Consider the following 23,531-nt stretch of genomic DNA (forward strand, 5'->3'; position numbering starts at 1 on the left):
CGATGATGGACGGCGCGGCGGAAGGTCCGCCGCGCCGTCGTCCTGGCTCAGTGGCCTTCGCCGACCACGGCGTCCTTGGCGAACAGCGCCTTGTGCAGGCCGCCCGCCACGATGGCGCCGGCGATCGGCGCCACCCAGAACAGCCACAGCTGCTGCAGTGCCCAGCCGCCGGCGAACAGCGCCTGGCTGGTGGAGCGCGCCGGATTCACCGACGTGTTGGTGACCGGGATCGAGATCAGGTGGATGAGCGTCAGGCACAGGCCGATGGCGATCGGCGCGAAGCCCGGCGGCACGCGGTCCTCGGTGGAGCCGAGGATCACCAGCAGGAAGAAGGCGGTGAGCACCACCTCGGCCACGAGGGCCGAGAACATGGAGTACTTGCCCGGCGAGTGCTCGCCGTAGCCGTTCGCAGCGAACCCGCCGGCGAGCGAGAAGTCCGCCTTGCCCGAGGCGATGAGGTACAGCACCACCGCCGCCAGCACGGCACCGACCAGCTGCGCGAGCGTGTAGGGCACGAAGTGCGACCACGGGATGCGGCCCGAGGCGGCAAGGCCGGCGGTCACGGCCGGGTTGAAGTGGCCTCCCGAGATCGGGCCGACCGTGTAGGCCATGGTGAGGACCGTCAGGCCGAAGGCGAAGGCGACGCCCTGGAAGCCGATGCCGAGCTGCGGATAGGCCGCGGCGAACAGCGCCGAGCCGCAGCCGCCGAAAACCAACCAGAACGTGCCGAAAGCCTCGGCGATCAATTTCTTCTGCATATGGGTCCCCCTTCAGAAGCCATGGCGGCGCACCTCGTGCGTCGGGCGCGCGCAACCCGTGAAGGTTAACAAAAGTTAAACCCGAGCGCGTGAATTCTTGAAAAAGGGTTAACGCCAGCGCGTCCGGCCGGCCGTCTCGGCCATTGCATCGGCCCCCGCCAAGCTGACACCATCGAACCGACTCGCCACGCGGCGCCGTCCCTGCGGCCGCAGTTCCCGGAAGCCGATGCTGTCCTTCGCCCTGCGCCGACTCGTCGCCCTGCTCGTCACGCTCGTCGTGGCGTCGGCGGTGGTGTTCACGGCCATGGAGGTGCTGCCGGGCGACCCGGCGCAGGTGATGCTGGGCACGCAGGCCCGCCCGGATACCCTGGCCGCGCTGCGGCTCCAGCTCGGCCTCGACCGGCCGCCGGTCGAACGCTACGTCGACTGGGTCGGCGGGCTGCTGCGCGGCGATCTCGGCAAGAGCTACACCTACTCCACGCCCGTCGCCGAGCTCGTCCGCGAACGCATCCAGGTCTCGCTGCCGCTCGCCCTGCTGTCGCTCTCGCTGACCGCGCTCATCGCGATCCCCGTCGGGGCGGTGGCGGCGGCGCGCCGCAACCGTCCGGCGGACGTCGCCATCATGGGGGCGACGCAGGTCGGCATCGCCGTGCCGAACTTCTGGTTCGCAATGCTGCTGGTGCTGCTCTTCTCCATCACCCTGCGCTGGCTGCCGGCCGGCGGCTTCCCGGGCTGGAACGCCGGCGTGTGGCCGGGTTTCCGCGCGCTGATCCTGCCGGCGGTGGCACTGGCCTTGCCGCAGGCCTCGATCCTCGCCCGCGTGATGCGCTCCTCGCTGCTCGAGACCCTCTCCGACGACTACGTGCGCACGGCGCGGGCGAAGGGGCTGTCGGAGGGCCAGGCGCTGCGCCGGCACGCGCTGCGCAACGCGCTCATCCCGGTGCTCACCATCATGGGGCTGCAGTTCTCCTTCCTGCTCGCCGGGACGATCATCGTCGAGAACGTCTTCTACCTGCCCGGCCTTGGTCGCCTCGTCTTCCAGGCGATCAACCAGCGCGACCTGATGGTGGTGAAGAGCGTGGTGATGCTGCTCGTCACCAGCGTCATCGTCGTCAACTTCCTCGTCGACATCGCCTATGCCGTCGTCGACCCGCGCCTGCGGAGGGGACGATGAGCGACGTCGCCGCCACCGCGCCGGCGGGCTTCGCAGCGCGGGCCCTGCGCCACCCGAGCTTCCTCGTCGGCGCCGTCGTGACGGCGACGATCGCCGCGATGGCAGCGCTGTCGCTCGTTTGGACGCCGCACGATCCCACCGCCATCGAGGTGGCGCGCCGCCTGCGGCCGCCCTCGGCGGAGCACTGGCTGGGGACCGACCCGTTCGGCCGCGACACGTTCTCGATGATCATGCGTGGCGCCGTCACGTCCATCGCGGTGTCGTTCGTCGCGGTCGGCATCGGCGCGGGCATCGGCGTGCCGCTGGGGCTGCTCGCCGCGCAGCGGCGCGGCAGCGTCGTCGACCAGGGCATCATGCGCCTTGCCGACTTCGTCTTCGCCTTCCCGGCGCTGCTCATCGCCATCATGCTGCGCGAGGTGTTCGGGCCGGGCGCGATCAACGCGATGATCGCCATCGGCATCTTCAACATCCCGGTCTTCGCGCGGGTCGCCTATGGCGGTGCACTGCCGCTGTGGCAGCGCGACTTCGTCATGGCCGCGCGGGTGGCGGGAAAGTCTCCCGCGCGGATCACGGCCGAGCACATCCTGCCCAACATCGGCAGCCTCATCATCGTGCAGGCGACGATCCAGCTATCGCTCGGCATCCTCGCCGAGGCAGCGCTCTCCTACATCGGCCTCGGCGTGCAGCCGCCCCTGCCGAGCTGGGGGCGGATGCTGTTCGAGGCGCAGACCATGATGGCCCTCGCGCCCCGGCTCGCCATCGCGCCCGGCCTGACCATCGTCGTCACCGTGCTCGGCCTCAACCTGCTGGGCGACGGGCTGCGCGACCTCTTCGACCCGCGCCTGGCGAGGGAGCGCTGACGTGCCGCTGCTCGACATCCGCGGTCTCGACCTCTCCATCGCCGGCGTGCCGATCCTGCGCGACGTCTCGCTGTCGGTGGAGGCGGGCGAGACGCTGGGGATCGTGGGCGAGTCAGGCTCCGGCAAGTCGATGACGGCGCTCTCGGTCATGCGCCTGCTGCCGCGCGGCGCGCGGGCGACCGGCGCCGTGACGCTGGAGGGCCGCGACCTCCTCGCGGCGTCCGAGCGGGACATGTGCGCGCTGCGCGGGCGCACCGTCGGCATGGTGTTCCAGGAGCCGATGACGGCGCTGAACCCGCTGCGCACCATCGGCGACCAGGTGGCGGAAGGGTTCCGGCTGCATCTCGGCCTGCCGCGCGCCGAGGCGGCGGACCGGGCGGCGGCGGTGCTAGAGAGGGTTGGCCTGCCGGCCGCACGGGTGCCGGCCACGCGCTATCCCCACGAACTGTCGGGCGGCCAGCGCCAGCGCGTCGTCATTGCCATGGCGGTGGCGCTGAAGCCGCGCCTCGTCATCGCGGACGAACCGACGACCGCCCTCGACGTCACCACGCAGGCGCAGATCCTACGCCTTCTGCGCGAACTGGTCGCCGAGGACGGCGCCGGCCTCGTGCTCATCAGCCACGATCTCGCCGTCGTCTCGGCCATGGCCGACCGCGTCGCGGTGATGCGCCGGGGCGAGGTGGTGGAGCGCGGCCCCGGCGGGGCGCAGGCCTTCGCCACGCTTCGGCATCCCTATTCGCAGGCGCTGCAGGAGGCGTCCTCGCATCGTCCCGTGCGCTCGGCCGAGCCGCCCGGGGAGGATCTTCTCACCGTCACGGACGTCGTGCGCGAATACCGCCTGCCGCGTCCGCACCCCTTCGCGCCGGCGCTGGCGCACCAGGCGGTGGACGGGGTGAGCTTCACGCTTCGCCGGGGAGAGAGCCTCGGGCTCGTGGGCGAATCCGGCTGCGGCAAGTCCACGCTGGCGCGGGCGATCCTGGCGCTGGAGCCACTGCAGGGCGGGGAGATCCGGCTGGCCGGAGGACGGACCGACGGTCTATCGGGCGCCGCGCTCGCCACGTTCCGCCGCCGCGTGCAGATGGTCTTCCAGGATCCGTACGGATCCTTCGACCCGCGTCACAAGGCCGGGCGCATCGTCGCCGAACCTCTCCACCTCGCCCCGGAGATCGACGGCGCGGAGCGGGTCCGCCGCGTGGCACAGGCTCTCACGGAGGTGGGGCTTTCCCCCGCCGACGCCGGCAAGTACCCCCACGAGTTCTCGGGCGGCCAGCGCCAGCGCCTCGCCATTGCCCGCGCCCTCATCACCCGGCCGGACCTGATCGTGCTGGACGAGCCCGTGTCGGCCCTCGACGTCTCCATCCGTGCGCAGGTGCTGGACCTGCTGGCCGACCTCCAGTCGCGTCTGCGCCTGACCTACCTCTTCATCACCCACGACCTCACCGTCGTGCGCGCCATCACCGACCGCGTGCTGGTGATGTCCGCCGGCCGTGTGGTGGAGGAGGGGCCGACGCAGTCCGTGCTCGATGCGCCCCGCCATGCGGTGACGCGCGCCCTCGTCGACGCTTCGCTGCACCTCGACCGCATGCTCGCGGCCTGATCGCGCCGCCGTTTGGCGAACGCGCGGCGGTTGTGCATGCTGGTGCGGTCCAGCGGCCCCCGCCGCCGGGAGGTTGTCGTGTCGTCCGATGTCCCGCCGCGCCGGTTGCGGCTTCCCTCCGTCCTCGACGGCCCGCTGGGCCCGTCCCCCGAGATCGTCGAGCGCAAGGCGCGGCCGGCCGTTCCGCCGCCCGCATCGGCTGTCCCCGCGGAGTTCGCTGCCCAACCGTCGTCCGTTGCCGGGCCCACGGCCGTCAGGCCGGCACCCGCGCCGGTTCCGGGGCCGCCGGCGTCGCGACCGTCGCCGGGGCTGACCGTGACACTGCCGCCGGACGTGGCGGGTTTCTTCGCTGCGGGGGACCGCCCCGAGGAGACCGTCGTGGCGGTCCTGCGGGATCATATCGCGCGCGTCCGCGGCCGCTGAGCCTCGCCGTGCCGTGCAGGGCTGGTGCCCCGCACGCTCGTCTTGCCCGGGCCGGCGACCTCGACCACAGTGACGCTCCCGTCATTGCTGTTCCGGAATCCCCTGCATCATGTCGCTCGCGCTGTTCGACCTCTCCGGCCGCCTCGCCCTCGTCACCGGCTCCAGCCAGGGCATCGGCTTCGCCCTCGCCGCCGGCCTTGCACGGGCGGGCGCGAAGGTGGTGCTGAACGGCCGTGACGCGGCCAAGCTCGACGCCGCCGTCGAGGGGCTGCGCAAGCAGGGGCTGGACGTGCTGGGCCGCGCCTTCGACGTGTCGGACCCCGCGGCCGCCGAGGCCGCCGTCGCCGCCATCGAGGCGGAGATCGGTCCGCTCGAGATCCTCGTCAACAACGCCGGCAAGCAGCACCGCGCCCCGGCCGCCGAGTTCCCGGATGACGGCTGGCACGACATGATCCGCGTGAACCTCGACAGCGTGTTCTTCATGTGCCGGTCGGTGGGCCGGCGCATGATCGGCCGCGGCCACGGCAAGATCATCAACATCGGCTCGGTGATGAGCGAGCTCGGCCGGCCGACCATCGTGCCCTATACGACCACCAAGGGCGCGGTGAAGATGATGACGCGCGGCCTCGCGGCCGAGTGGGCCAAGCACGGCGTGCAGGTCAACGCCATCGGCCCCGGCTATTTCGAGACGCCGCTCAACGCGGCGCTGATGGCGAATCCCGAATTCAACGACTGGTTGGCCAAGCGCACCCCGGCGGGCCGCTGGGGACGCCTCGACGAACTCGTCGGCGCGGCGATCTTCCTGTCTTCGCCGGCCTCGGACTTCGTCAACGGACACCTGCTCATGGTCGACGGCGGCTTCACCGCCGCGGTCTGATCCCGAACCACGGCGCGCCAGACGCTGCAGAGACGACACGGAGAGAGACGCCCATGTTCACCGACAAGCCGAACGCCCCCCAGCCCGCCTACGCCGACATCCACCCGACGCCCTTCGAGATCCTCGACAAGCGGGCCAATGGGCTCTTCAACGGCACGGCCAAGCTGGAGCGCCTCTACATCGGCTGCCGCTGGGCGGAGGGCCCGGCCTACTTCCCCGCGGGCCGCTACCTCGTATGGTCGGACATCCCGAACAACCGCATCATGCGCTACGACGAGACCGACGGCTCGGTCTCGGTCTTCCGCCAGCCGTCCAACAACACCAACGGCCACACCGTGGACCGGCAGGGCCGGCTCGTCTCCTGCGAGCACCTCGGCCGCCGCGTCACCCGCACCGAGTTCGACGGCACGATCACGGTCGTCGCCGACCGCTACAAGGGCAAGCGCTTCAACTCGCCCAACGACGTCGTGGTGAAGTCCGACGGCTCGATCTGGTTCACCGACCCCGCCTACGGGATCGACTGGGACTACGAGGGCGAGCGGGCCGAGAGCGAGATCGGCGCCTGCAACGTCTACCGCGTCGACCCGGCCTCGGGCGAGGTGACGATGGTGGCCGACGACTTCGTGCGCCCGAACGGCATCGCCTTCTCGGTGGACGAGAGCAAGCTCTACATCGCCGACACCGGAGCCACGCACGTCGAGAACGGCCCGCGCCACATCCGCGTCTTCGACGTGACGGGCAAGGGCGGCACGAAGCTGAAGGGCGGCAAGGTCTTCGCCACCTGCACGGCCGGCCTCTTCGACGGCTTCCGCCTCGACGAGGACGGGCGCATCTGGACGTCGGCCGCCGACGGCGTGCATGTCTACCACCCAGACGGCACGCTGATCGCCAAGGTGCACGTGCCAGAGGTGGTCGCCAACGTCTGCTTCGGCGGTCGCCACCGCTCGCGCCTCTACATCTGCGGCACGACCTCGCTCTACTCCTACTTCACGCTGGTGCGCGGGGCGAAGACGTTCTGACCGGTCGGGTCAGCGGCGTCCGGCACGCGGCTCCAGCCGCATCGGCAGGCTGGAGCCGGGCCGCAGCGTGATGGTCGCCTGCGGGAACACGTCCTGCGGCGCCGTCGCGACGAAGCGCAGCCGCGGCAGCAGGACGGCGAGCGCCGTCAGCGCCTCCTGCACCGCGAAGGTCGCGCCGATGCACACCCGCGGTCCCACGCCGAAGGGGAAGTAGACGTAGCGGTCCACCGCTTCCCGCCGGCCGGGGGCGAAGCGCTCCGGGCGGAAGGCGTCCGGCTCGTCCCAGTGCGCCCGGTGCCGGTGCGAGACGAAGGGCGCGGTGATCACGATCGTGCCCGCCCTGACGTCGACCGGGCCGAGCCGGTCGTTCGACAGCGGCATCCGGGGGATCAGCGGGGCGGGCGGGTAGAGCCGCATGGCCTCGTCGACCACCATCCGCGTCGCCTCGAGCCGCGCCAGCGCGGCCGGGGTGGGAACGCCGTCGGGGACCTCGCGACGGATCTCGTGCACCACCCGGTCGTCCCACTCCGGGTTCTCCGACAGCAGGAACAGCGTCCAGGCGAGCACGTTCGCCGTGGTTTCGTGGCCTGCGGCGAGGAAGGTCACGGCGTTGTCGTAGACCCGCTCGGGAGACAGGGTCTGTCCGGTCTGCGGGTCCGTCGACGTCAGCAGGCGGGTCAGCAGGTCGTCGGGCAGCGCCGGCGCGCCCTCGTCCTCCAGCCGCTTGCGCCGCCGGGCGATGATGCCGCCGATCTCGCGCCGGAAGAGCGCGAGGGATGGCATCGCCCGAAGGCGGCCCAGCGTCGGCACCCAGCTCGGCAGGTTGAGGTAGCTCGCCGCGTCGAGCCGGCCCAGCGTGTCGAAATAGGCGGCGATGGCGCGCGAGAAGGCGTGCGGATCGCTGACGCTGTCGGCGGAAAACGCGGTGCGCGCGATGACGTCGTAGGTGAAGCCGACCAGCGCGTCGTGCATGTCGGTGACCGCGTCGGGCCCCAGCGCCTCCAGCCGTTCCGCTTCCTGAACGGCAGCGGCCAGCATGTCGGGGAAGAACGCCTCGACCCGGCGGGCCTGGAACATCGGCGCGGCGATGCGCCTCTGGGGACGCCAGCTCTCAGTCGCGGCGATCAGCACGCCGTCGCCGAGGAAGGGCCGCAGCCGCCGGCGCACGACCTCGCCCTTGTCATAGACGTCCACGGCGTCGAGGAAGATCCGCTTCACCATGGCCGGGTCGCTGACGAACAGCAGGTCCGGCCGCAGCGGCCCTCCTTCGAGCAGCAGGTACGGCTTCTCGTAGGCCTCGAGCGGCCATGCGGCGATGGGGTTGGCCCGCAGCGCGCGGAAGAAGTCCCAGAACGGCAGCTGCGCGGGCAAAGGCGCCGGGGCGGGCGGGACGCGCGGCCCGGCAAGGGAGCCGGGGGCGTCGTGGGCGAGTGCGCTCATCGTCAGGCTTCCGCCGCGCCCGGCGGGGTGCCGGTCACGCGTGCGGCTCATGTAGATTGCCGGGGAGCCTCCGACAACGGTGCCGGGATCGCGGCAGGCGGATCTTTCGATGATCGGCGCTGCAGGGGCTCAGCCTTTTGCGGCAAGGCGCCGGTCTCCCGCCGATCCGTTCTTGACGCGGTGCAGCAAGGCTTGTCTGATTTCGGGCCGGGGCCGCGCGGGACCGCGGCAGGCTGGGGGTTGGGCGTGATCACGGCAGTGGGTGGAACGAAGGGCGGCACCGGCAAGTCGACGGTCGCCACCAACATCGCGGTGCTTCTGGCCGCGTCCGGCAAGGACGTGCTGCTCGTCGACGCGGACGAGCAGGGCACCGCCACCGATTTCACCACCATGCGCAACCAGTCGCGCGAGGAGGGGGCCGGCTACACCTGCATCGCCCTCAAGGGGCGTGCGGTCGTCACCGAGATCCGCCGCCTTGCGCCCAAGTACGACGAGATCATCATCGACGTGGGCGCCGGCGACACGGCGAGCCAGCGCGGAGCGCTGGCGGTGGCCGATATCTGCGTCGTCCCGCTCGCGCCGCGCTCCTTCGATGTCTGGACGCTCGACAAGGTCGCTGAGCTCGTCGAGGAGGCCCGCGTCACCAACCCGGACCTCAAGGCGGTCGCCTTTCTCAACCGCGGTGACGCGAAGGGCGGTGAGAACGAGGCCGCGGCCGAGATCATCCGCAAGCAGCCGGCGCTGAAGTTCCTGCCTGTCGCGCTGGGCAACCGGAAGTCCTACGCCAAGGCGGCGACGGCCGGGCTTGCGGTGACGGAGCTGCGCCCGCGCGATCCCAAGGCCAGCGAGGAGATTGCCGCGCTGATGGACAAGATCGGCTACGGCAAGGCGAAGAAGGCCCGCAAGGCGGCGCCGGCGGCCGCCCGCGGCGGGAAGGCGGGCTGATGCGCGCCATCCTCGACCTCTGCGCCGGCGTCCCCGTCCGCACGATCCCCTCCGGCACCGTGCTGCTGGAGGAGGGTCAGACCACCGGACGCGTCTTCGTGCTCGTGTCGGGCGCCATCGAGGTGCTGCGCGGCGGCACGCAGGTGACGCTGCTGCAGGAGCCCGGATCCATGGTCGGCGAGATGTCGGTCCTGCTCGGGGCGCCGCATACCGCGACGGCCCGGACGCACGGCGAGACGCAGCTGCACTGGGTCGAGGACGCCGCGAGCTTCTTTCGCGCCCATCCGGCGCTGAGCTGGCTGGTGGCGAGCCTGCTGGCCCACCGCCTCAACGCGGCGACGACCTACCTCGTGGACCTGAAGCGCCAGTTCGCCAACCATGGCGACCACCTGGAGATGGTGGGCGAGGTGCTCGAGACCCTGATGCACCAGCAGGAGCGCGATTTCCGCCCCGGCTCCGACCGCGACCCTCTCGGCACCTGAAGCGTCGCGCCCGGCTGCGTCAGCCTGCCGGAAACCAGTCGGGCAGGGCGGTCGCCGGCGGAATCGGCCGCTCCAGCGGAGCGTCGAGCCGCACGCGCTGGACGCCCATCGCCGACACCCAAACCGCCTCGCCGGCGGTCGTGTCGAGAGCGACCTGCGCCGGCGGCGCGCCGAACTGGTGGCCGGCGTTGAACACCCATGTCTTGCCGATCCGGTCTGCCCAGGAGCCCTCCCGGACGAACGGCGACTGATGGATGTGGCCCGCCACGACGATGTCGGGCTCGTACTGGGCGATCCACTGCTCCACGTCGCCGTCGCCCATGGTCCGGCTGCCCGACCAGCTGGTCGGCGAATTCTTCGGCGGCGCGTGATGAATCCAGATCCAGCGCCGGCCCTGGCGCCGCCCGGCGTCCGCGGCGATCTGCGCCAGCAGGCGCTCGCGCGCCAGCGGTCCGTCCCACCACGCGCAGACGGTGATGAGCGCGTCGTCGATCTCCAGCGTGTCGCCGTCCGCGCCGATTCCGAGCCCGCGCAGTTCCGCGATCCAGCGCGGATACTTCTCGCCATCGTCACCGCGCGCGTCGAGGTCGTGGTTGCCGGAGCAGACGACGAGCCGCGTCACCCCGGCGATGCGCTGCAGGTACTTGGTCACCACCAGGGTCTGCGCACGAAAGTCGACGATGGATCCAACGTCCAGCGCGTCGCCGGCCAGCACGACGAGGTCGTAGCCGGACGCCGCGTGCAGCAGCCAGTCGAACTGCGGCAGCGAATAGTGCAGGTCGGCGACGAAAAGGCAGCGCATGGCACTCCACGGTGGCGAAAGCCCGTCGCTTCTAGCATGCGGCGTGCCACCAGGGCATCACAGGCTTGACGGTGGCGCCCTTGTCCTCCCGTTCGGGGCCTGCCACATCAGGATGGCGGCTGCGTCATCGATGCGCAGGCCGGCCGGGAGGATGTCGTCGATGCCGCAGGACGCACCGCGCACAGCGCTCGTCACCGGGGGAACGCGTGGCATCGGCGAGGGCATCGCCCGCGCCCTGGCCGCGTCCGGCTGGCAGGTCGTCGTCGGCAGCGCCTCCGAGGAGGAAATCGCCGCCTTCGCTCCCGACCCCGCTATCCGCGCTGTCCGGCTCGACGTGACGTCCGACGCCTCGGTCGCCGAGGTCGTGTCCGGCTGCGGGCGATTGGACGGCCTCGTGAACTGCGCCGGGATCCTGATCCGCGGCGGGGCGGAATTCACGATGGAGGCCTTCGAGAAGACCGTCGCCGTGAACCTGTTCGGCACGATGCGCACCTGTCTCGCCGCCCGGTCGAAGCTGGCCGAGAGGGGCGGCGCGATCGTCAACCTCGGCTCGATGTACTCGTTCTTCGGCGCACCCCATGCTCCCGGCTATGCCGCCTCGAAGGGCGGCGTGATGCAGCTCACCAAGTCGCTCGCCGTCGCGTGGGCGCCCGAAGGCATCCGGGTCAACGCCATCGCGCCGGGCTGGATCGAGACGCCGCTGACGAAGCCGGCCGTCGAGGACGCGGTGCGCTCCGCCGGCATCGTCGGCCGCACGCCGATGGGCCGCTGGGGCTCCCCGCAGGACGTCGCCGGCGTCGTCGGCTTCCTGCTGTCGGACGCCGCGCGGTTCGTCACAGGCACCATCCTGCCCGTGGACGGCGGCTACGCCGTCGCCTGAGGAGCGTTCGGCGGCACCGCCGTCGCCTGATTCAGTTCATCGGCGGCCCAGCCGTCGCGAGATCGAGGAGAACGCGATGAACGCCATCGACCGCACCAACCGCTCCGGCCTGACCGAGACCGAGGCCGAGAAGCGGATGCCGTACCGCCACCCGCAGCCGGAGTACTCGCCGCCCGAGATCGTCATCCCGGATGCCGTGCCGACCGACGAGCGCATCTGGGTGCCGCAGGCGGAGAACGTGTGGTTCCGCCCGCTTTGCCTCTCCGCCTCGCGCGGCTACTGGCAGAACATCCTGCGGGTGCGCAAGTCGGGCGTGCTGTCCCGGCACCGCCACCCGCAGCCGGTGCATGGGTTCGTGCTGAAGGGCAGGTGGCGCTATCTAGAGCACGACTGGGTGGCGACCGAGGGCGGCTACGTCTACGAGGCGCCGGGCGAGACCCACACGCTCGTGGTCGACGAGGACGTGGAGGAGATGATGACGCTCTTCCAGGTCAACGGGGCGATGATCTACGTCGATCCGGACGGCCGCGTGCAGGGCTACGAGGACGTCTTCACCAAGATCGAGATGTGCAAGAAGCACTACGCCGCCGTCGGGCTGGGCGCCGACTACGTGGAGCGGTTCATCCGCTGAACCGGCCTCGGCCGGCCATTCCCCTCGCCCGCGGCTTGGTCTAGCGTTGCCCCGCAGGCGGCCACAGAGCCGCGGATGGGCGCCGGACGGCGCCGCGACCGGAGGGGAATTGCATGCTCGGCTTGATGCAGGATTGGCCGCTTCTGATCCACCGCATCATCGACCACGCCGCGAGCCAGCATGGCCGGCGCACGGTCGTCAGCCGCTCCGTTGAGGGGCCGCTGCACGAAATCAGCTACATCGACGTCCGGCGGCGGGCGCTGCAGCTCGCCAAGCGGCTGGAGCGCGACGGCATCCGCATCGGCGACCGCGTGGCGACGCTCGCCTGGAACACGTGGCGCCACCTCGAGTCCTGGTACGGCATCACCGGAATCGGCGCGATCTACCACACGGTCAATCCTCGCCTGTTCGAGGACCAGATCGTCTACATCATGAACCACGCGGAGGACCGGATCCTCTTCCTCGACCTGACCTTCGTGCCCATGGTCGAGAAGATGGCACCGCGCCTCAACACGGTGGAGCGCTACGTCATCCTCACGGACGGCGCCCACATGCCGGCGACCTCGCTGAAGAATGCCGTCGCCTACGAGGACTACATCGCCGAGGCGGACAGCGACTTCGGCTGGAAGGCCTTCGACGAGCGCACGGCGGCCGGCCTCTGCTACACCTCCGGCACCACCGGCAACCCCAAAGGCGTGCTCTACACGCACCGCTCCAACGTGCTGCATGCCATGGCCGTGCTGCCCGTCGAGGCCATGGGGCTCTCCCCGACCGACCGCGTGCTGCCCATCGTGCCGCTGTTCCACGCCAACTCGTGGTCGCTCGCCTTCTCGGTGCCGATGGCCGGCGCGACGATGGTCATGCCCGGCGCGAAACTTGACGGCGCCTCGGTCTATGACCTTCTGGAAAGCCAGCGCGTCACCATCTCGGCCGCCGTGCCGACGGTGTGGCTCGGGCTGCTGGCCTTCCTCGAGCAGCAGGGCAAGCGGCTGACGACGCTGAACCGCGTCTTCATCGGCGGCGCGGCCTGCCCGCGGGCGATGACCGAGGCCTTCGAGCGCAAGTACGGCGTCACCGTGGTGCACGCCTGGGGCATGACCGAGATGAGCCCCATCGGCTCGGTCTGCCAGGTGAAGCCGGAACTCGGCAACCTCTCCGGTGACGCGCTCTACGACCTCAAGATGAAGCAGGGCTACGCGCCCTTCACCGTTGAGATGAAGATCACCGACGACGAGGGCAAGCGCATGCCGCACGACGGGAAGGCCTTCGGCCGCCTGAAGGTGCGCGGGCCCGCGGTCTCCAGCGCCTACTTCAAGGGCGAGGGCGGCAACATCCTCGACGAGGAGGGCTTCTTCGATACCGGCGACGTCGCCACCATCGACGCGCACGGCTACATGCAGATCACCGACCGCGCCAAGGACGTGATCAAGTCGGGCGGCGAGTGGATCTCGTCCATCGACCTCGAGAACCTCGCGGTCGGCCATCCCGAAGTCGCCGAGGCGGCGGTGATCGGCGTGCCGCACCCCAAGTGGGACGAGCGGCCGCTGCTCATCGTGGTGCCGAAGCCCGGCACCAACCCCACGCGCGACTCGCTGCTGGCCTACATGGACGGCAAGATCGCCAAGTGGTGGATGCCGGACGACGTCGTCTTCGTGGAGCAGATCCCCCACACCGCCACCGGCAAGATCCAGAAGACCACCCTGCGCAAGGACTTCCAGGGCTACCGCCTGCCGACGACGTAGGCGCCGGGCCCCCTGCGCCCGTCCCAGCCGCGTCCGGGATCGCCGAGCTCTCCCTTCTCCCCGCGGGCGGGGAGAAGGGAGCGGCAACGCCGCTGCGGTTCCTCAGCCGTGCGCCGGCGGCTCGGCCGCCGTCTTCCCGCGTCCGACGAAGGCGTGGCCCTTTTCGCGCAGCTGCTGCGCGACGCGGTAGAGCCCGGGGATCAGGAAGATGCCGACGATGGAGGCGGCCAGCATGCCGCCGAAGACGGCGGACCCCACGGCCTGCCGGCTGGCGGCGCCCGCGCCCTGCGCGATCACGAGCGGCACCAGCCCGAGGATGAAGGCGAAGCTCGTCATCATCACGGCGCGGAAGCGCAGGTGCGCCGCCTCGAGCGCCGCGTCGACGATCTCCTTGCCGTGGCTGCGCGCCTCCATGGCGAACTCGAAGATGAGGATGGCGTTCTTGGCGGCAAGCGCCACCAGCACGACGAGGCCGATCTGGGCGTAGAGGTTGTTGTCGAGGCCCATCAGCAGCAGGAAGCCCATGGCGCCCGCCACCGCGACGCCGACGGACAGCATCACCGCCACCGGGAGTGACCAGCTCTCGTAGAGCGCGACGAGGAACAGGTAGGCGAACAGGATCGACAGGGCGAAGATGAAGCCCGTCTTCCCCGCCGCCTCCTTCTCCTGCAGCGCCGTGCCCGTCCACGCGAAGCCGAATCCGGCCGGCAGCGTCTTCTCGGAGATGCGCTCCATCGCGGCGAGCGCCGTGCCGGACGCCACGCCCTGCCGCGGCTCGCCGTTGATCGTCGTCGAGCGCAGGTTGTTGTAGCGCACGAGGCTCGCGGTGGAGACCTGCAGGCTGGTCGAGGCGAAGGCCCGCAGCGGGACCATCTCGCCGCGGGTGTTGCGGACGTTCACCCGGTAGATGTCGTCGGCCGCCATGCGGTCCTCGGCCCGGGCCTGCAGCATGACCGACCAGGTCCGGCCGAACTGATTGTAGTCGTTGACGTAGTATCCGCCGAGCGTGGCCTGCAGGGCGGCGAAGACGTGTGACAGGTCGAGGCCGAGCTGCTGCAGCCGCTCGCGGTCGAGGTCGAGCTGCAGCTGCGGCGTGGACACGGCGAAGCTGGTGCGGACCGCGGCGAGGTCGGGGTCCTGGTTGGCGTTGAACACGAGGCCGCGGGCCGCCTGCGCCAGCGTCTCCACCGACGCGCCCTGCAGGTCGAGGAGCTGGTACTCGAAGCCCGAGCCGGTGCCGAGACCGATGATCGGCGGCAGGTTGAACGGGAAGGTGATGCCCGCGGCAATGGCGTTGAGCTTCGGCTGCAGCCGCCGGATCATCGCCTGCACGCTCTGCGGCTGCCCCGTCTCCTTCGCCAGCTTCTGCCGCTCCTCGAAGGACTTCAGGCCGGCGATGAAGGAGGCGCGGTTGGAAAGGACGAGTCCCTCGGTGATCGAGTTGCCGCTGATGGTGATGAGGTTGGCGACGCCCGGCTCGCTGCGAAGAATCTCCGCTACCGCCGACGCCACCTCCTTCGTGCGGTTGACGGAGGCGCCGGGGGGCAGCTGCAGCTCCGCCATGAAGGCGCCCTGGTCCTCGTCGGGGAGGAAGCCGGTGGGCGTGATCTTGCCGAACCAGCCGGCGAGCGCCAGCGACACCACGAGGAGACCGAGCGTGAGCGCGACCCGCCGCACGAGCACGCGGCACCCGGCGACGTAGCCGTCGCGGGCCTTGTCGATTCCCGCCTGCATGCGACGCACGATGCCGATCGGCTTCATGCCGTGCTTGAGCAGGATCGAGCACAGGGCCGGCGAGAGCGACAGGGCGTTCACCGCCGAGATCAGCATCGCCACCGACACGGCGACGGCGAACTGCTGGTAGAGCTGGCCGGTGATCCCGGGGATGAACGCCGTCGGCACGAACACCGACAGCAGCACGAGCGTGATGGCGATGATCGGCCCCGTGATCTCGCCCATCGCCTTCTTCGTCGCCTCGGCGGGCGAAAGCTCGGGATGCTCGTGCAGCACGCGCTCGACGTTCTCGACCACCACGATGGCGTCGTCGACGACGATGCCGATGGCGAGCACGAGCGCCAGCAGCGACACGGTGTTGGCCGAGAAGCCCAGCGCGAGCATCACCGCGAAGGTGCCGACGAGCGAGACCGGCACGGCGATGATCGGGACCAGCGTCGCCCGCAGGCTGCCGAGGAAGATGAAGACGACGATGCCGACCAGCACGAAGGCCTCGACGAGGGTGCGGATGACCTCGTTGATCGTGTCCTTCACGAAGACGGTGGTGTCGTAGATGACCTCGACGTCCATGTCCTCCGGGAAGCGCTTCTTCATCTCTCCGATGGCCTTGCGGATGCCCTCCGCCACGGCCACGGCGTTCGCGCCGGGCGCCTGGTAGATGCCGATCGCCGCCCCCGGACGACCGTTGAGGAAGCTCTCCGCGTCGAGTCGCCGCGCCCCGATGGAGACGTCCGCCACGTCGCGCACGCGCACCGTGCTGCCGTCCGGGTTGGCCCGCACGATGATGGCGCCGAACTCCTCCGGCGTGCTGAGCCGACCCTGGGTGGTGATCGTCAGCTGGAACTGAGTGTCGGAGGTGAGGGGCGCGGCACCGATGCGGCCGACGGCGGCCTGCGCGTTCTGGGACTGGACCGCGCGGATCAGGTCGCCCGGCGTCAGCGACAGCGCCGTGAGGCGCTCGACGTTGACGTTGATGTTCATCGCGTAGTCGAGCGGCCCGAACAGGGTCACGCTGCCCACGCCCGGCACGCGGCCCAGCGTGTCGAGCATGTTGATGGTCACGTAGTTCGACAGGAACAACCCGTCGAAGGTGCCCTTCGGCGAGTACACCACCGGGACCTGCAGCAGCGCCGAGGAGGCCTTCGCGACGGTCACGCCCGAGCGCTGCACCTCCTGCGGGAGCTTCGGCAGGGCGAGCTGCACGCGGTTGAGCACGTTGACCGCGTTCATGTCCGGGTCGGAGCCGACCTCGAACGACACCGACAGGCTGTAGCTGCCGTCGTTGCCGGACGTCGACTTCATGTACAGCATCTTGTCGACGCCGTTGACCTGCTGCTCGATCAGCTGCGCGATCGTCTGCTCCACCACCTGCGCCGAGGCGCCCTGGTAGCTCGCCTTCACCGACACCTGCGGCGGCACGATGTCCGGGAACTGCGCCACCGGGATGCGGAAGATGGCGAGCAGGCCCGCGATCGTGATCACGATCGAGATCACGAAGGCCATCCGGGGCCTGTCGACGAAGACGGCGGAGATCATGGGCGGGTCCTGTCGAGGCTGCGGGCGGTCAGCTGCGCGGGGCGGCGGGCGCCAGCGACGGCGCCACCTGCATGCCCGGCCTCACCCGCACGAGGCCCTCGACTATGACGCGGTCGCCGGCATTGAGGCCCTTCTCGACGACGCTGAGCCCCGAGCGCTGCGCGCCGAGCTGAAGCCGCCGGACCTCGACCTTGTCGCCCTGTCCCACGATCAGGACGAACGGTCCCTGCTGGTCGATGGCGACGGCCGCCGAGGGCACGACGAGCCGCTCCTCCGGCTCGCCCACGTCGAGGATGACGCGGACCGAGGAGCCGTCGATGAGCGTACCCTTCGGGTTCGGGATCGTCGCGCGGGCGGTGACGCTGTCGGTCCCCTGGTTCGCGGCGACGTCGAGCAGCTGGATGCGGCCGGTCTGGTCGTACATCGTGCCGTCCGCCAGTCGCAGCCGCACGATGATCTTCTCCGGCACGCCGCCGGCCCGCTGCCGGGCCTGCAGCAGCTCGCGCTGGGTGACCGGGAAGGTGACGTTGATCGGATCGATGCTGACGATCGTCGCCAGCGTCCCGGTCGCGGGGTTCACGAGGTTCCCCGGCGTCACCGCGGCCTGGCCGATCCGCCCGTCGATCGGGGCGATGATGTTCGTGTAGGAAAGGTCGATCTCGGCGGAACGCAGCGCAGCCTTGGCCTTGGCGATGTCGGCCTTGGCCTTCGCCTCCTCGGCGATGCGCTGGTCGAGCGTCGCGGTGGGCGCATTGCCGCGCTCGGCCAGTTCCCGGGTTCGCGCCAGCTGCACAACGGCGTTGGCCTCGATCGCCTCGGTCGAGGCGACGTCGGCCTTGCGCTGCTCGACGGTGGCCTCGTAGGGCGCCTTGTCGATGACGAAGAGGACGTCGCCCTTCTTCACCATCTGCCCTTCCTTGAAGCGCTGCTCGGTCAGGAACCCCTCGACGCGGGCCCGCAGGTCCACCTTCTCGGCGGCCTGGACGCGGCCGAGGAAGTCTGCCGTGGTCGAGACCGCCTGCATCGCGGCCGGTGTCACCAGCACGGCAGGAAGCTGTTGCTGCGTCTGGGCACCGGCGACCGCCGGGATCATGGCCACGATCGACAGTGCGGCGTGCCGGACTACGGACCTGATCATCGGGACTCCCCTCGCTGCAGGCCCCCTTTTTGGACTGGAGGCTCCGCCGCGTCCACCCTCGAGCTCAGGTCCTGTCCGTCGTGGCGAGCAGCGCGGCCACGTCGTCCCGGAGCCGGGGGAGGAGCTCTTCCGCGAACCAGGGGTGGCGCTTCAACCACGCATTGTTGCGCCAGGAGGGATGGGGGAGGGGATAAATGCCCGTCTCCGCGCGGATTTTCTCCCACTTCCCCACGGTCTCGCCCAAGGTCCTGCCGAGCAGGTCGGCGCGTCCCAGCCGGCGCAGGTGGTAGGCCTGGGCGTGGTAGCCAAGCGCGACGACGAGCCGCGCCCTCGGCATGAGCGCGAACAGCCGGTCGTGCCAGGTGGCGGCACACTCGCGCCGCGGCGGCAGGTCGGCGCCCTTCGAGTCGTAGCCGGGAAAGCAGAAGCCCATCGGGACGACGGCGAAGCGGTCGGTGTCGTAGAAGGTCTCCTCGTCGACGCCGAGCCATTCCCTCAGCCGCACGCCCGAGGGGTCGGTGAAGGGCCGCCCGCTGCCGTGGACACGAATGCCGGGGGCCTGGCCGCACACCAGGACGGGGGCGAGGCCGGCGCCGACGCGCACCACCGGGCGCGGCTCATGCGGCAGCGGACGCCCGCGCGGCGTCTCGACGCAGATCCGGCACGCGGCGATGCGGGCCAGCAGGTCGTCGAGGGTCTCGCTGGGCATCAGGCCTTGGCGCTGGGCCGCTCCGACACGGCGGCATGCCAGCGCAGGAGGTGGACGTGGTCCTCCGGCACCCGGATGCGCGTCGGTCGCATGAAGTCGACCGCGCAGAGCGCCGTGATGTCCGCGATCGAGTAGGCGTCCCCGGCGATGAACTCCCGCCCGGCGAGTTCGCGGTCGAGGAAGGCGAGGTGCTCCATCATGCGGGGCTTGTTGGCCTCGCCCCAGGCCGGCATCTGCTCTTCCATCGCGGCCATGGCGGGGTGGAGGTGCCGGAACACCGCGGCGACGCTGGCGAAGAGCCCGAGCTCGACTCGCCGGTTCCACATCTCGACGAAGGCCTTCTCCCGCGCCGATCGGCCGAAAAGAGCGGGCTCGGGCTGCAACTCCTCGAAATAGCGGCAGATCGCCACCGATTCCGTCAGCACCGCTCCGTCGTCGAGGACCAGGGCCGGCGTGCGCTGGAGCGGATTGAGGCGGGTGAAATCCTCGGCCTTCTGCTCCAGTTTCGCGAGATCGATCGTCTCCGTGGGTACGGAGATGCCCTTCTCGGCGAGGAAGATGCGGACGCGCCTCGGGTTGGGCGCGAAGACGGAGTCGTAGAGTTTCATGCGCCGACCCCACCATGGGCGGGCCATGCGGTCAACGGCGGGGAGGCCGCGTCTGGGCGATCGGGGCAGTCAGGGCCTGGGGTGGCGCCCCCTCCAGGCCGACGGCGGCTCGAAGCGCATGGCCCAGATCCCCCGCCGCGCCTGGCGCGCCTCCGCCTCGTCGGCTTCGTACCGGCCGAACGAGACGGCAAGCCCGCGGCGAACCATTTCCCGGTTGATGTCGAGGTCGCCGGCGCGGCAGAGCGCCAGGCCCCGGCCGAAGCGGTCCTCGCGGCCGACGCGGCACTGCACGGGGCCAGACGCGGACATGCCGGCCAGCCCTTCCCTGGCCATGCGCCCGCAGGCCACCTCGCCCTTTTCGGCAAGGCAGGTCTGCGCCAGCTCGGGCGCGTCGATGCCCTCGAGCCGCAGTTCGACGCCGGCGAGCCTCAGGCTGTCACCGTCGATGACGCTGACCGCCCCGGCGAGATCCTGCCGCCGTTCCAGCCATGTCTGAAGCGGGCCCAGCCGCGCGAGGAGCCCCGAGACGACGACCGCGAGCGCGGCCGTGACGAGTACACGGACCGGCCGGCGAAGGATCCTGCTCATGAAGGATTCAGGCTGAACGAAAGCAATTCGAGCGGTCGAAGCATCCCGACGTTAACTCTTTTGGGACATGGTCCCCATGGGGAGCCGCACCGGGGCCGGAGCGGCAGGGACAATGACTGACCTTACGCCAGAAATCATCCAGCGGGGACGCGGCGCAGACCCCGCCACGGTGGCCCGCCGCCGGCAGGTGACGTCGGAATTGCGCGCCGTGCGCGAGAAACTGACGTCGAGCAGCGGGCTCGAGCGCGCCTTCGAGCACGAGCTGCTCCGCCTCTATGCCGAGACGCAGCGGGGCAGCCTCACGGCGATGCTCCTGCTGGCGCTCGTGGTGGGCGTCACCTGCAAGATCTGGCTCGACGTCCCCAGCATCCTGCGCTGGATGGTGGTCGCAACCTCCGCGATCGCGGTCTCGACGGTGATCGCGGGCCGCTTCCTCAGGATGGACCCGGAGAAGGCCTCCACGGCGACGTGGCGCCGAATCTTCGCGCTGTCGTCCCTGCTGAACGGCCTGAGCTGGTCGATCCTGATCAACCTGCTGCTGCAGGTCGACAGCCCCGAGGCGCGCACCTTCCTGTTGTTCCTCGGCCTCCTCGTGACCGCCGTCACGGTGATGCTGTCGTTCAACCTGCCACTGAGCGTCTACGCCGGCATCCTGCCGATCACGGCGGTGATCACGGCGCACCTCGCCGTGGCGCCGGGCGAGATCGAATGGACGGCCATGGTGGCGATGGCGGTCGGCGGACAGCTCTATTTCGCGTCCCTGTCGAAGCGGCTCTATTCGACGACGCTCGCATCGATGGAATTCCGTGCCGAGAAGGACGCCCTCATCGCGGAGCTGGAACAGGCGAAGGCGAACTCGGACGAGGCCAGGCGCCGCGCCGAGGAGGCGAACGTCGCCAAGTCGCACTTCCTCGCGACCATGAGCCACGAGCTGCGCACGCCGCTCAACGCCATCCTGGGTTTCTCCGAGGTGATGAAGTCCGAGCTCTTCGGCCAGCACCAGGTGCCGGCCTATCGTGAGTACTCCAACGACATCCACGCGTCGGGTCAGCTCCTGCTCGACATCATCAACGAGATCCTCGACCTCTCGCGCATCGAGGCCGGGCGCTACGAGCTCAAGGAGGAGGCGATCAGCCTCGTCCATGTGGTGGAGGACTGCCGGCACATGCTGCAGATGCGGGCGAGGAGCCGCTCGATCACCATCCGCGAGAGCGTCGAGAAGGACCTCCCGCGGCTCTGGGCCGACGAGCGCGCCGTGCGCCAGATCGCGCTGAACCTGCTCTCCAACGCCATCAAGTTCACGCCGCAGGGCGGCGAGGTGGTGATCAAGATCGGCTGGACCGCTGCGGGCGGCCAGTATCTCAGCGTCAAGGACAACGGCCCCGGCATTCCCGAGGAGGAGATCCCGGTGGTGCTGCAGTCCTTCGGGCGCGGCTCTCTCGCCATCAAGACGGCGGAACAGGGCACGGGGCTCGGCCTGCCCATCGTCAAGGGCCTCATCGACATGCACGGGGGCACGCTGACGCTGAATTCCGTTCTGCGCGAGGGCACGGACGCCATCGTGACCTTCCCCGCATCGCGGGTGATGGACACGGTTCCCCCGGTCGACGATCGGGGAGACGTCCGCCCGCCCCAGGCTCCGCCGACGCTGCGGCGCCAGCGGGCCGCCTGACGGCTCAATCCTTCCCGCTGACGCCGGCCTGCGAGAACGTCGCCATATCGCGGTGGCAGGCCAGCGCTGCCCGGATCAGGCCCATCGCCAGCGCCGCTCCGCTGCCCTCCCCGAGTCGCATCCCGAGGTCGAGGAGCGGCGGCTTGCCGAGCCGTTCCAGCACCTCCGCATGGGCCCCCTCCGCCGAGCGGTGGCCGGCGACGCAGTGGTCGATGCTGGCGGGATCGAGCGCATGGAGCACGGCCGCGGCCGAGGTCGCCACGTAGCCGTCGAGCACGACGGGCACCCGCTGGAGGCGCGCCGCGAGGATGGCCCCCGCCATGGCCGCGATCTCGCGCCCGCCGACGCGGCGCAGCACCTCGAGCGGGTCCTCGAGATGCCCGGCGTGGGTGGCGAGCGCCGCCTCGACGGCTCGCACCTTGCGCGAGAGCCCCGCGTCGTCCACGCCCGTCCCCCGGCCGACGAACCGGGCCGGGTCGCCGCCGTACAGCGCCGCGTAGATGGCCGCCGCGACGGTGGTGTTGCCGATGCCCATCTCGCCGACGCCGAGCAGGTCGGTGCCGCCCGCAATCGCCTCCATGCCGAAGGCCATGGTGGCCACGCACGCCTTCTCGTCGAGCGCCGCCTCGCGCGTGATGTCGCCCGTGGGAATGTCGAGGGCGAGGTCGAACACCTTGAATCCGAGGTCGTGGGTCGCGCAGATCTGGTTGATCGCGGCGCCGCCGGCGGAAAAGTTCTCCAGCATCTGCCGCGTGACCGCCTGCGGGAAGGCCGAGACGCCCTGCGCCACCACGCCGTGGTTTCCGGCGAACACGCACACGAGCGGCCGCAGGATCTCCGGCATGGGCTTCGCCTGCCAGCGTGCCAGCCACTCGACGAGGCTTTCCAGCCGCCCGAGCGAGCCGGCCGGCTTGGTCAGCTGCGCGTCGCGCGCCCGGGCCGCGGCCGCCGAGGCCTCGTCGCCCTCCGGCAGGATGGACATCAGGCCGCGGATGTCGTCGAAAGGCGTGCCGCCCGGTGTCGGACCCATGCTGCATACTCGCTGTCACGCCGGCGGGATTCGCGCGGCGGACTGCCATAGCAAGCACGGCGGAGGCCGGGAACCCCGATGAACGACGCACAGCCCCGCCCGGTGGGCCCACTCGTTGCGCTGGCGCAATGCCTGCGCTTTTACTCCCGGTTGCCGATCCCGCGGATGCCCGGCGAGACGGACCCCCACGCCCTCCCGGACTTCACCCGCGTCGTCCGCATGCTGCCGGTGGCGGGGGCGCTGCTGGGCATGGTGGGGGCCCTGGCGCTCGCTTTCGCGCATGGCCTGGGTCTTCCGGCGGCGCTGGCGGCGACCTGCGCCATCGCGGCGACCGTTGCCTCGACCGGCGCCTTCCACGAGGACGGGCTCGCCGACACGGCTGACGGCTTCGGCGGCGGCGCCACGCCCGCCCGGCGCCTCGAGATCATGACGGACAGCCGCATCGGCACCTTCGGCGGTGCGGCGCTGGTGCTGTCGCTGCTGGGGCGCGTGCTGCTCGTCGCCGCGCTCGTCGACCAGAAGGGGTGGGGGCCGGCGGCGCTCGCCATGGTGGCGGCCGGCGCGGTGTCGCGGGTCGCCGGCCTCGGGCTCATCTGGCACCTGCCCAACGCCAAGCCGGACGGCAAGTCCGCCGCCGTCGGCCGCCCGACCGACGCCACCATGCTGCACGCCGCCGTGCTGGCGGCGGTCATCGGGCTCGTTCTCCTGCTCCCGGCCTACGGGCCCGTCCGTGCCGGATTCGCGCTGGCGCTCGCGGCGGCGGTCGCGATCCCGCTCGCTGCCCTGTCCCGCCGCATGATCGGCGGGCAGACCGGCGACGTCGCCGGCGCTGCGACGCAGGCGTCCGAGATCGTGCTGCTGCTGGCGCTTGTCGCCAGACCCTGAT

Annotated in this window: 22 protein-coding genes; 13 read left to right on the plus strand and 9 right to left on the minus strand. The window is 70.7% G+C overall.

What is annotated here, in order from left to right:
• Positions 1-47: 47 nt before the first annotated feature.
• Positions 48-758 (minus strand): aquaporin Z, encoded by a 711-nt coding sequence (aqpZ, locus tag ACX9GQ_RS12930; RefSeq protein ID WP_459629962.1) that lies wholly within the window; start codon positions 756-758, stop codon positions 48-50.
• A 226-nt stretch (positions 759-984) separates the two neighbouring features.
• Between aqpZ and ACX9GQ_RS12935 the strand changes: the two genes are divergently transcribed.
• The 6 genes from ACX9GQ_RS12935 (at position 985) to ACX9GQ_RS12960 (ending at position 6,708) form a co-directional block, all read left to right on the plus strand.
• Positions 985-1,932 carry an ABC transporter permease gene (locus tag ACX9GQ_RS12935; RefSeq protein ID WP_459629963.1) on the plus strand — a complete coding sequence of 316 codons (948 nt, stop codon included), beginning with the start codon at positions 985-987 and terminating at the stop codon, positions 1,930-1,932.
• Positions 1,929-2,792, plus strand: a complete 864-nt coding sequence (locus tag ACX9GQ_RS12940; protein WP_459629964.1) for an ABC transporter permease — start codon at positions 1,929-1,931, stop codon at positions 2,790-2,792. The genes ACX9GQ_RS12935 and ACX9GQ_RS12940 overlap by 4 nt, the downstream gene beginning before the upstream one ends.
• Before the next feature lies 1 nt (position 2,793).
• Positions 2,794-4,389 (plus strand): ABC transporter ATP-binding protein, encoded by a 1,596-nt coding sequence (locus ACX9GQ_RS12945; protein WP_459629965.1) that lies wholly within the window; start codon positions 2,794-2,796, stop codon positions 4,387-4,389.
• Positions 4,390-4,467: 78 nt separating this feature from the next.
• The gene (locus ACX9GQ_RS12950; RefSeq protein ID WP_459629966.1) at positions 4,468-4,812 is read left to right on the plus strand and encodes a hypothetical protein; all 345 of its coding nucleotides are present in this window, start codon (positions 4,468-4,470) and stop codon (positions 4,810-4,812) included.
• A 109-nt stretch (positions 4,813-4,921) separates the two neighbouring features.
• Positions 4,922-5,689 (plus strand): SDR family oxidoreductase, encoded by a 768-nt coding sequence (locus tag ACX9GQ_RS12955; protein WP_459629967.1) that lies wholly within the window; start codon positions 4,922-4,924, stop codon positions 5,687-5,689.
• A 53-nt stretch (positions 5,690-5,742) separates the two neighbouring features.
• Positions 5,743-6,708 carry an SMP-30/gluconolactonase/LRE family protein gene (locus ACX9GQ_RS12960; RefSeq protein WP_459629968.1) on the plus strand — a complete coding sequence of 322 codons (966 nt, stop codon included), beginning with the start codon at positions 5,743-5,745 and terminating at the stop codon, positions 6,706-6,708.
• 9 nt (positions 6,709-6,717) lie between these two features.
• Here the strand turns inward: ACX9GQ_RS12960 and ACX9GQ_RS12965 are convergent, their stop codons facing one another.
• The gene (locus ACX9GQ_RS12965) at positions 6,718-8,148 is read right to left on the minus strand and encodes a cytochrome P450 (protein WP_459629969.1); all 1,431 of its coding nucleotides are present in this window, start codon (positions 8,146-8,148) and stop codon (positions 6,718-6,720) included.
• A gap of 246 nt (positions 8,149-8,394) precedes the next feature.
• Between ACX9GQ_RS12965 and ACX9GQ_RS12970 the strand changes: the two genes are divergently transcribed.
• A complete protein-coding gene (locus tag ACX9GQ_RS12970; protein ID WP_459629970.1) occupies positions 8,395-9,093 on the plus strand; it encodes an AAA family ATPase in 699 nt (232 codons plus the stop codon).
• The gene (locus ACX9GQ_RS12975; RefSeq protein WP_459629971.1) at positions 9,093-9,575 is read left to right on the plus strand and encodes a Crp/Fnr family transcriptional regulator; all 483 of its coding nucleotides are present in this window, start codon (positions 9,093-9,095) and stop codon (positions 9,573-9,575) included. Before ACX9GQ_RS12970 ends, ACX9GQ_RS12975 begins: the two co-directional genes overlap by 1 nt.
• A 19-nt stretch (positions 9,576-9,594) precedes the next feature.
• Here the strand turns inward: ACX9GQ_RS12975 and ACX9GQ_RS12980 are convergent, their stop codons facing one another.
• Entirely contained in the window at positions 9,595-10,377 is a 783-nt protein-coding gene (locus ACX9GQ_RS12980; RefSeq protein WP_459629972.1) for a metallophosphoesterase family protein, read from the minus strand.
• 160 nt (positions 10,378-10,537) lie between these two features.
• On the opposite strand from ACX9GQ_RS12980, the gene ACX9GQ_RS12985 reads away from it, so the two are divergent.
• From ACX9GQ_RS12985 to ACX9GQ_RS12995, 3 genes are all read left to right on the plus strand, one after another.
• Positions 10,538-11,257 carry an SDR family NAD(P)-dependent oxidoreductase gene (locus tag ACX9GQ_RS12985; RefSeq protein WP_459629973.1) on the plus strand — a complete coding sequence of 240 codons (720 nt, stop codon included), beginning with the start codon at positions 10,538-10,540 and terminating at the stop codon, positions 11,255-11,257.
• Positions 11,258-11,333: 76 nt separating this feature from the next.
• Positions 11,334-11,888 carry a 2,4'-dihydroxyacetophenone dioxygenase family protein gene (locus tag ACX9GQ_RS12990; RefSeq protein ID WP_459629974.1) on the plus strand — a complete coding sequence of 185 codons (555 nt, stop codon included), beginning with the start codon at positions 11,334-11,336 and terminating at the stop codon, positions 11,886-11,888.
• Between the two features lie 113 nt (positions 11,889-12,001).
• Complete coding sequence (locus ACX9GQ_RS12995) at positions 12,002-13,630, plus strand: long-chain-fatty-acid--CoA ligase (RefSeq protein WP_459629975.1); 1,629 nt, start codon at positions 12,002-12,004, stop codon at positions 13,628-13,630.
• Between the two features lie 102 nt (positions 13,631-13,732).
• Here ACX9GQ_RS12995 and ACX9GQ_RS13000 read toward each other — a convergent pair whose 3' ends face one another.
• The 5 genes from ACX9GQ_RS13000 to ACX9GQ_RS13020 all read right to left on the minus strand — a co-directional run bounded on the left by ACX9GQ_RS13000 (position 13,733) and on the right by ACX9GQ_RS13020 (position 19,943).
• Positions 13,733-16,900, minus strand: coding sequence for an efflux RND transporter permease subunit (locus tag ACX9GQ_RS13000; RefSeq protein WP_459629976.1), 3,168 nt, complete (start codon positions 16,898-16,900; stop codon positions 13,733-13,735).
• Between the two features lie 28 nt (positions 16,901-16,928).
• On the minus strand, positions 16,929-18,038 hold the full coding sequence (locus ACX9GQ_RS13005) for an efflux RND transporter periplasmic adaptor subunit (protein ID WP_459629977.1): 1,110 nt from the start codon (positions 18,036-18,038) through the stop codon (positions 16,929-16,931).
• Between the two features lie 64 nt (positions 18,039-18,102).
• Positions 18,103-18,747: a uracil-DNA glycosylase family protein gene (locus tag ACX9GQ_RS13010; RefSeq protein ID WP_459629978.1), complete on the minus strand. Its 645-nt coding sequence runs from the start codon at positions 18,745-18,747 to the stop codon at positions 18,103-18,105.
• Complete coding sequence (locus ACX9GQ_RS13015; protein WP_459629979.1) at positions 18,747-19,355, minus strand: glutathione S-transferase family protein; 609 nt, start codon at positions 19,353-19,355, stop codon at positions 18,747-18,749. Before ACX9GQ_RS13015 ends, ACX9GQ_RS13010 begins: the two co-directional genes overlap by 1 nt.
• 69 nt (positions 19,356-19,424) lie before the next feature.
• Positions 19,425-19,943 (minus strand): thermonuclease family protein, encoded by a 519-nt coding sequence (locus ACX9GQ_RS13020; protein ID WP_459629980.1) that lies wholly within the window; start codon positions 19,941-19,943, stop codon positions 19,425-19,427.
• A gap of 112 nt (positions 19,944-20,055) precedes the next feature.
• On the opposite strand from ACX9GQ_RS13020, the gene ACX9GQ_RS13025 reads away from it, so the two are divergent.
• A complete protein-coding gene (locus ACX9GQ_RS13025; RefSeq protein ID WP_459629981.1) occupies positions 20,056-21,615 on the plus strand; it encodes a sensor histidine kinase in 1,560 nt (519 codons plus the stop codon).
• A 4-nt stretch (positions 21,616-21,619) separates the two neighbouring features.
• Here ACX9GQ_RS13025 and cobT read toward each other — a convergent pair whose 3' ends face one another.
• Positions 21,620-22,645, minus strand: a complete 1,026-nt coding sequence (gene cobT / locus ACX9GQ_RS13030; RefSeq protein WP_459629982.1) for a nicotinate-nucleotide--dimethylbenzimidazole phosphoribosyltransferase — start codon at positions 22,643-22,645, stop codon at positions 21,620-21,622.
• A gap of 78 nt (positions 22,646-22,723) precedes the next feature.
• Here cobT and ACX9GQ_RS13035 point away from each other — a divergent pair, with 78 nt between their 5' ends.
• A complete protein-coding gene (locus ACX9GQ_RS13035; protein ID WP_459629983.1) occupies positions 22,724-23,530 on the plus strand; it encodes an adenosylcobinamide-GDP ribazoletransferase in 807 nt (268 codons plus the stop codon).
• Position 23,531: the final 1 nt, after the last annotated feature.

The sequence above is a fragment of the Alsobacter sp. R-9 genome (assembly GCF_054612375.1).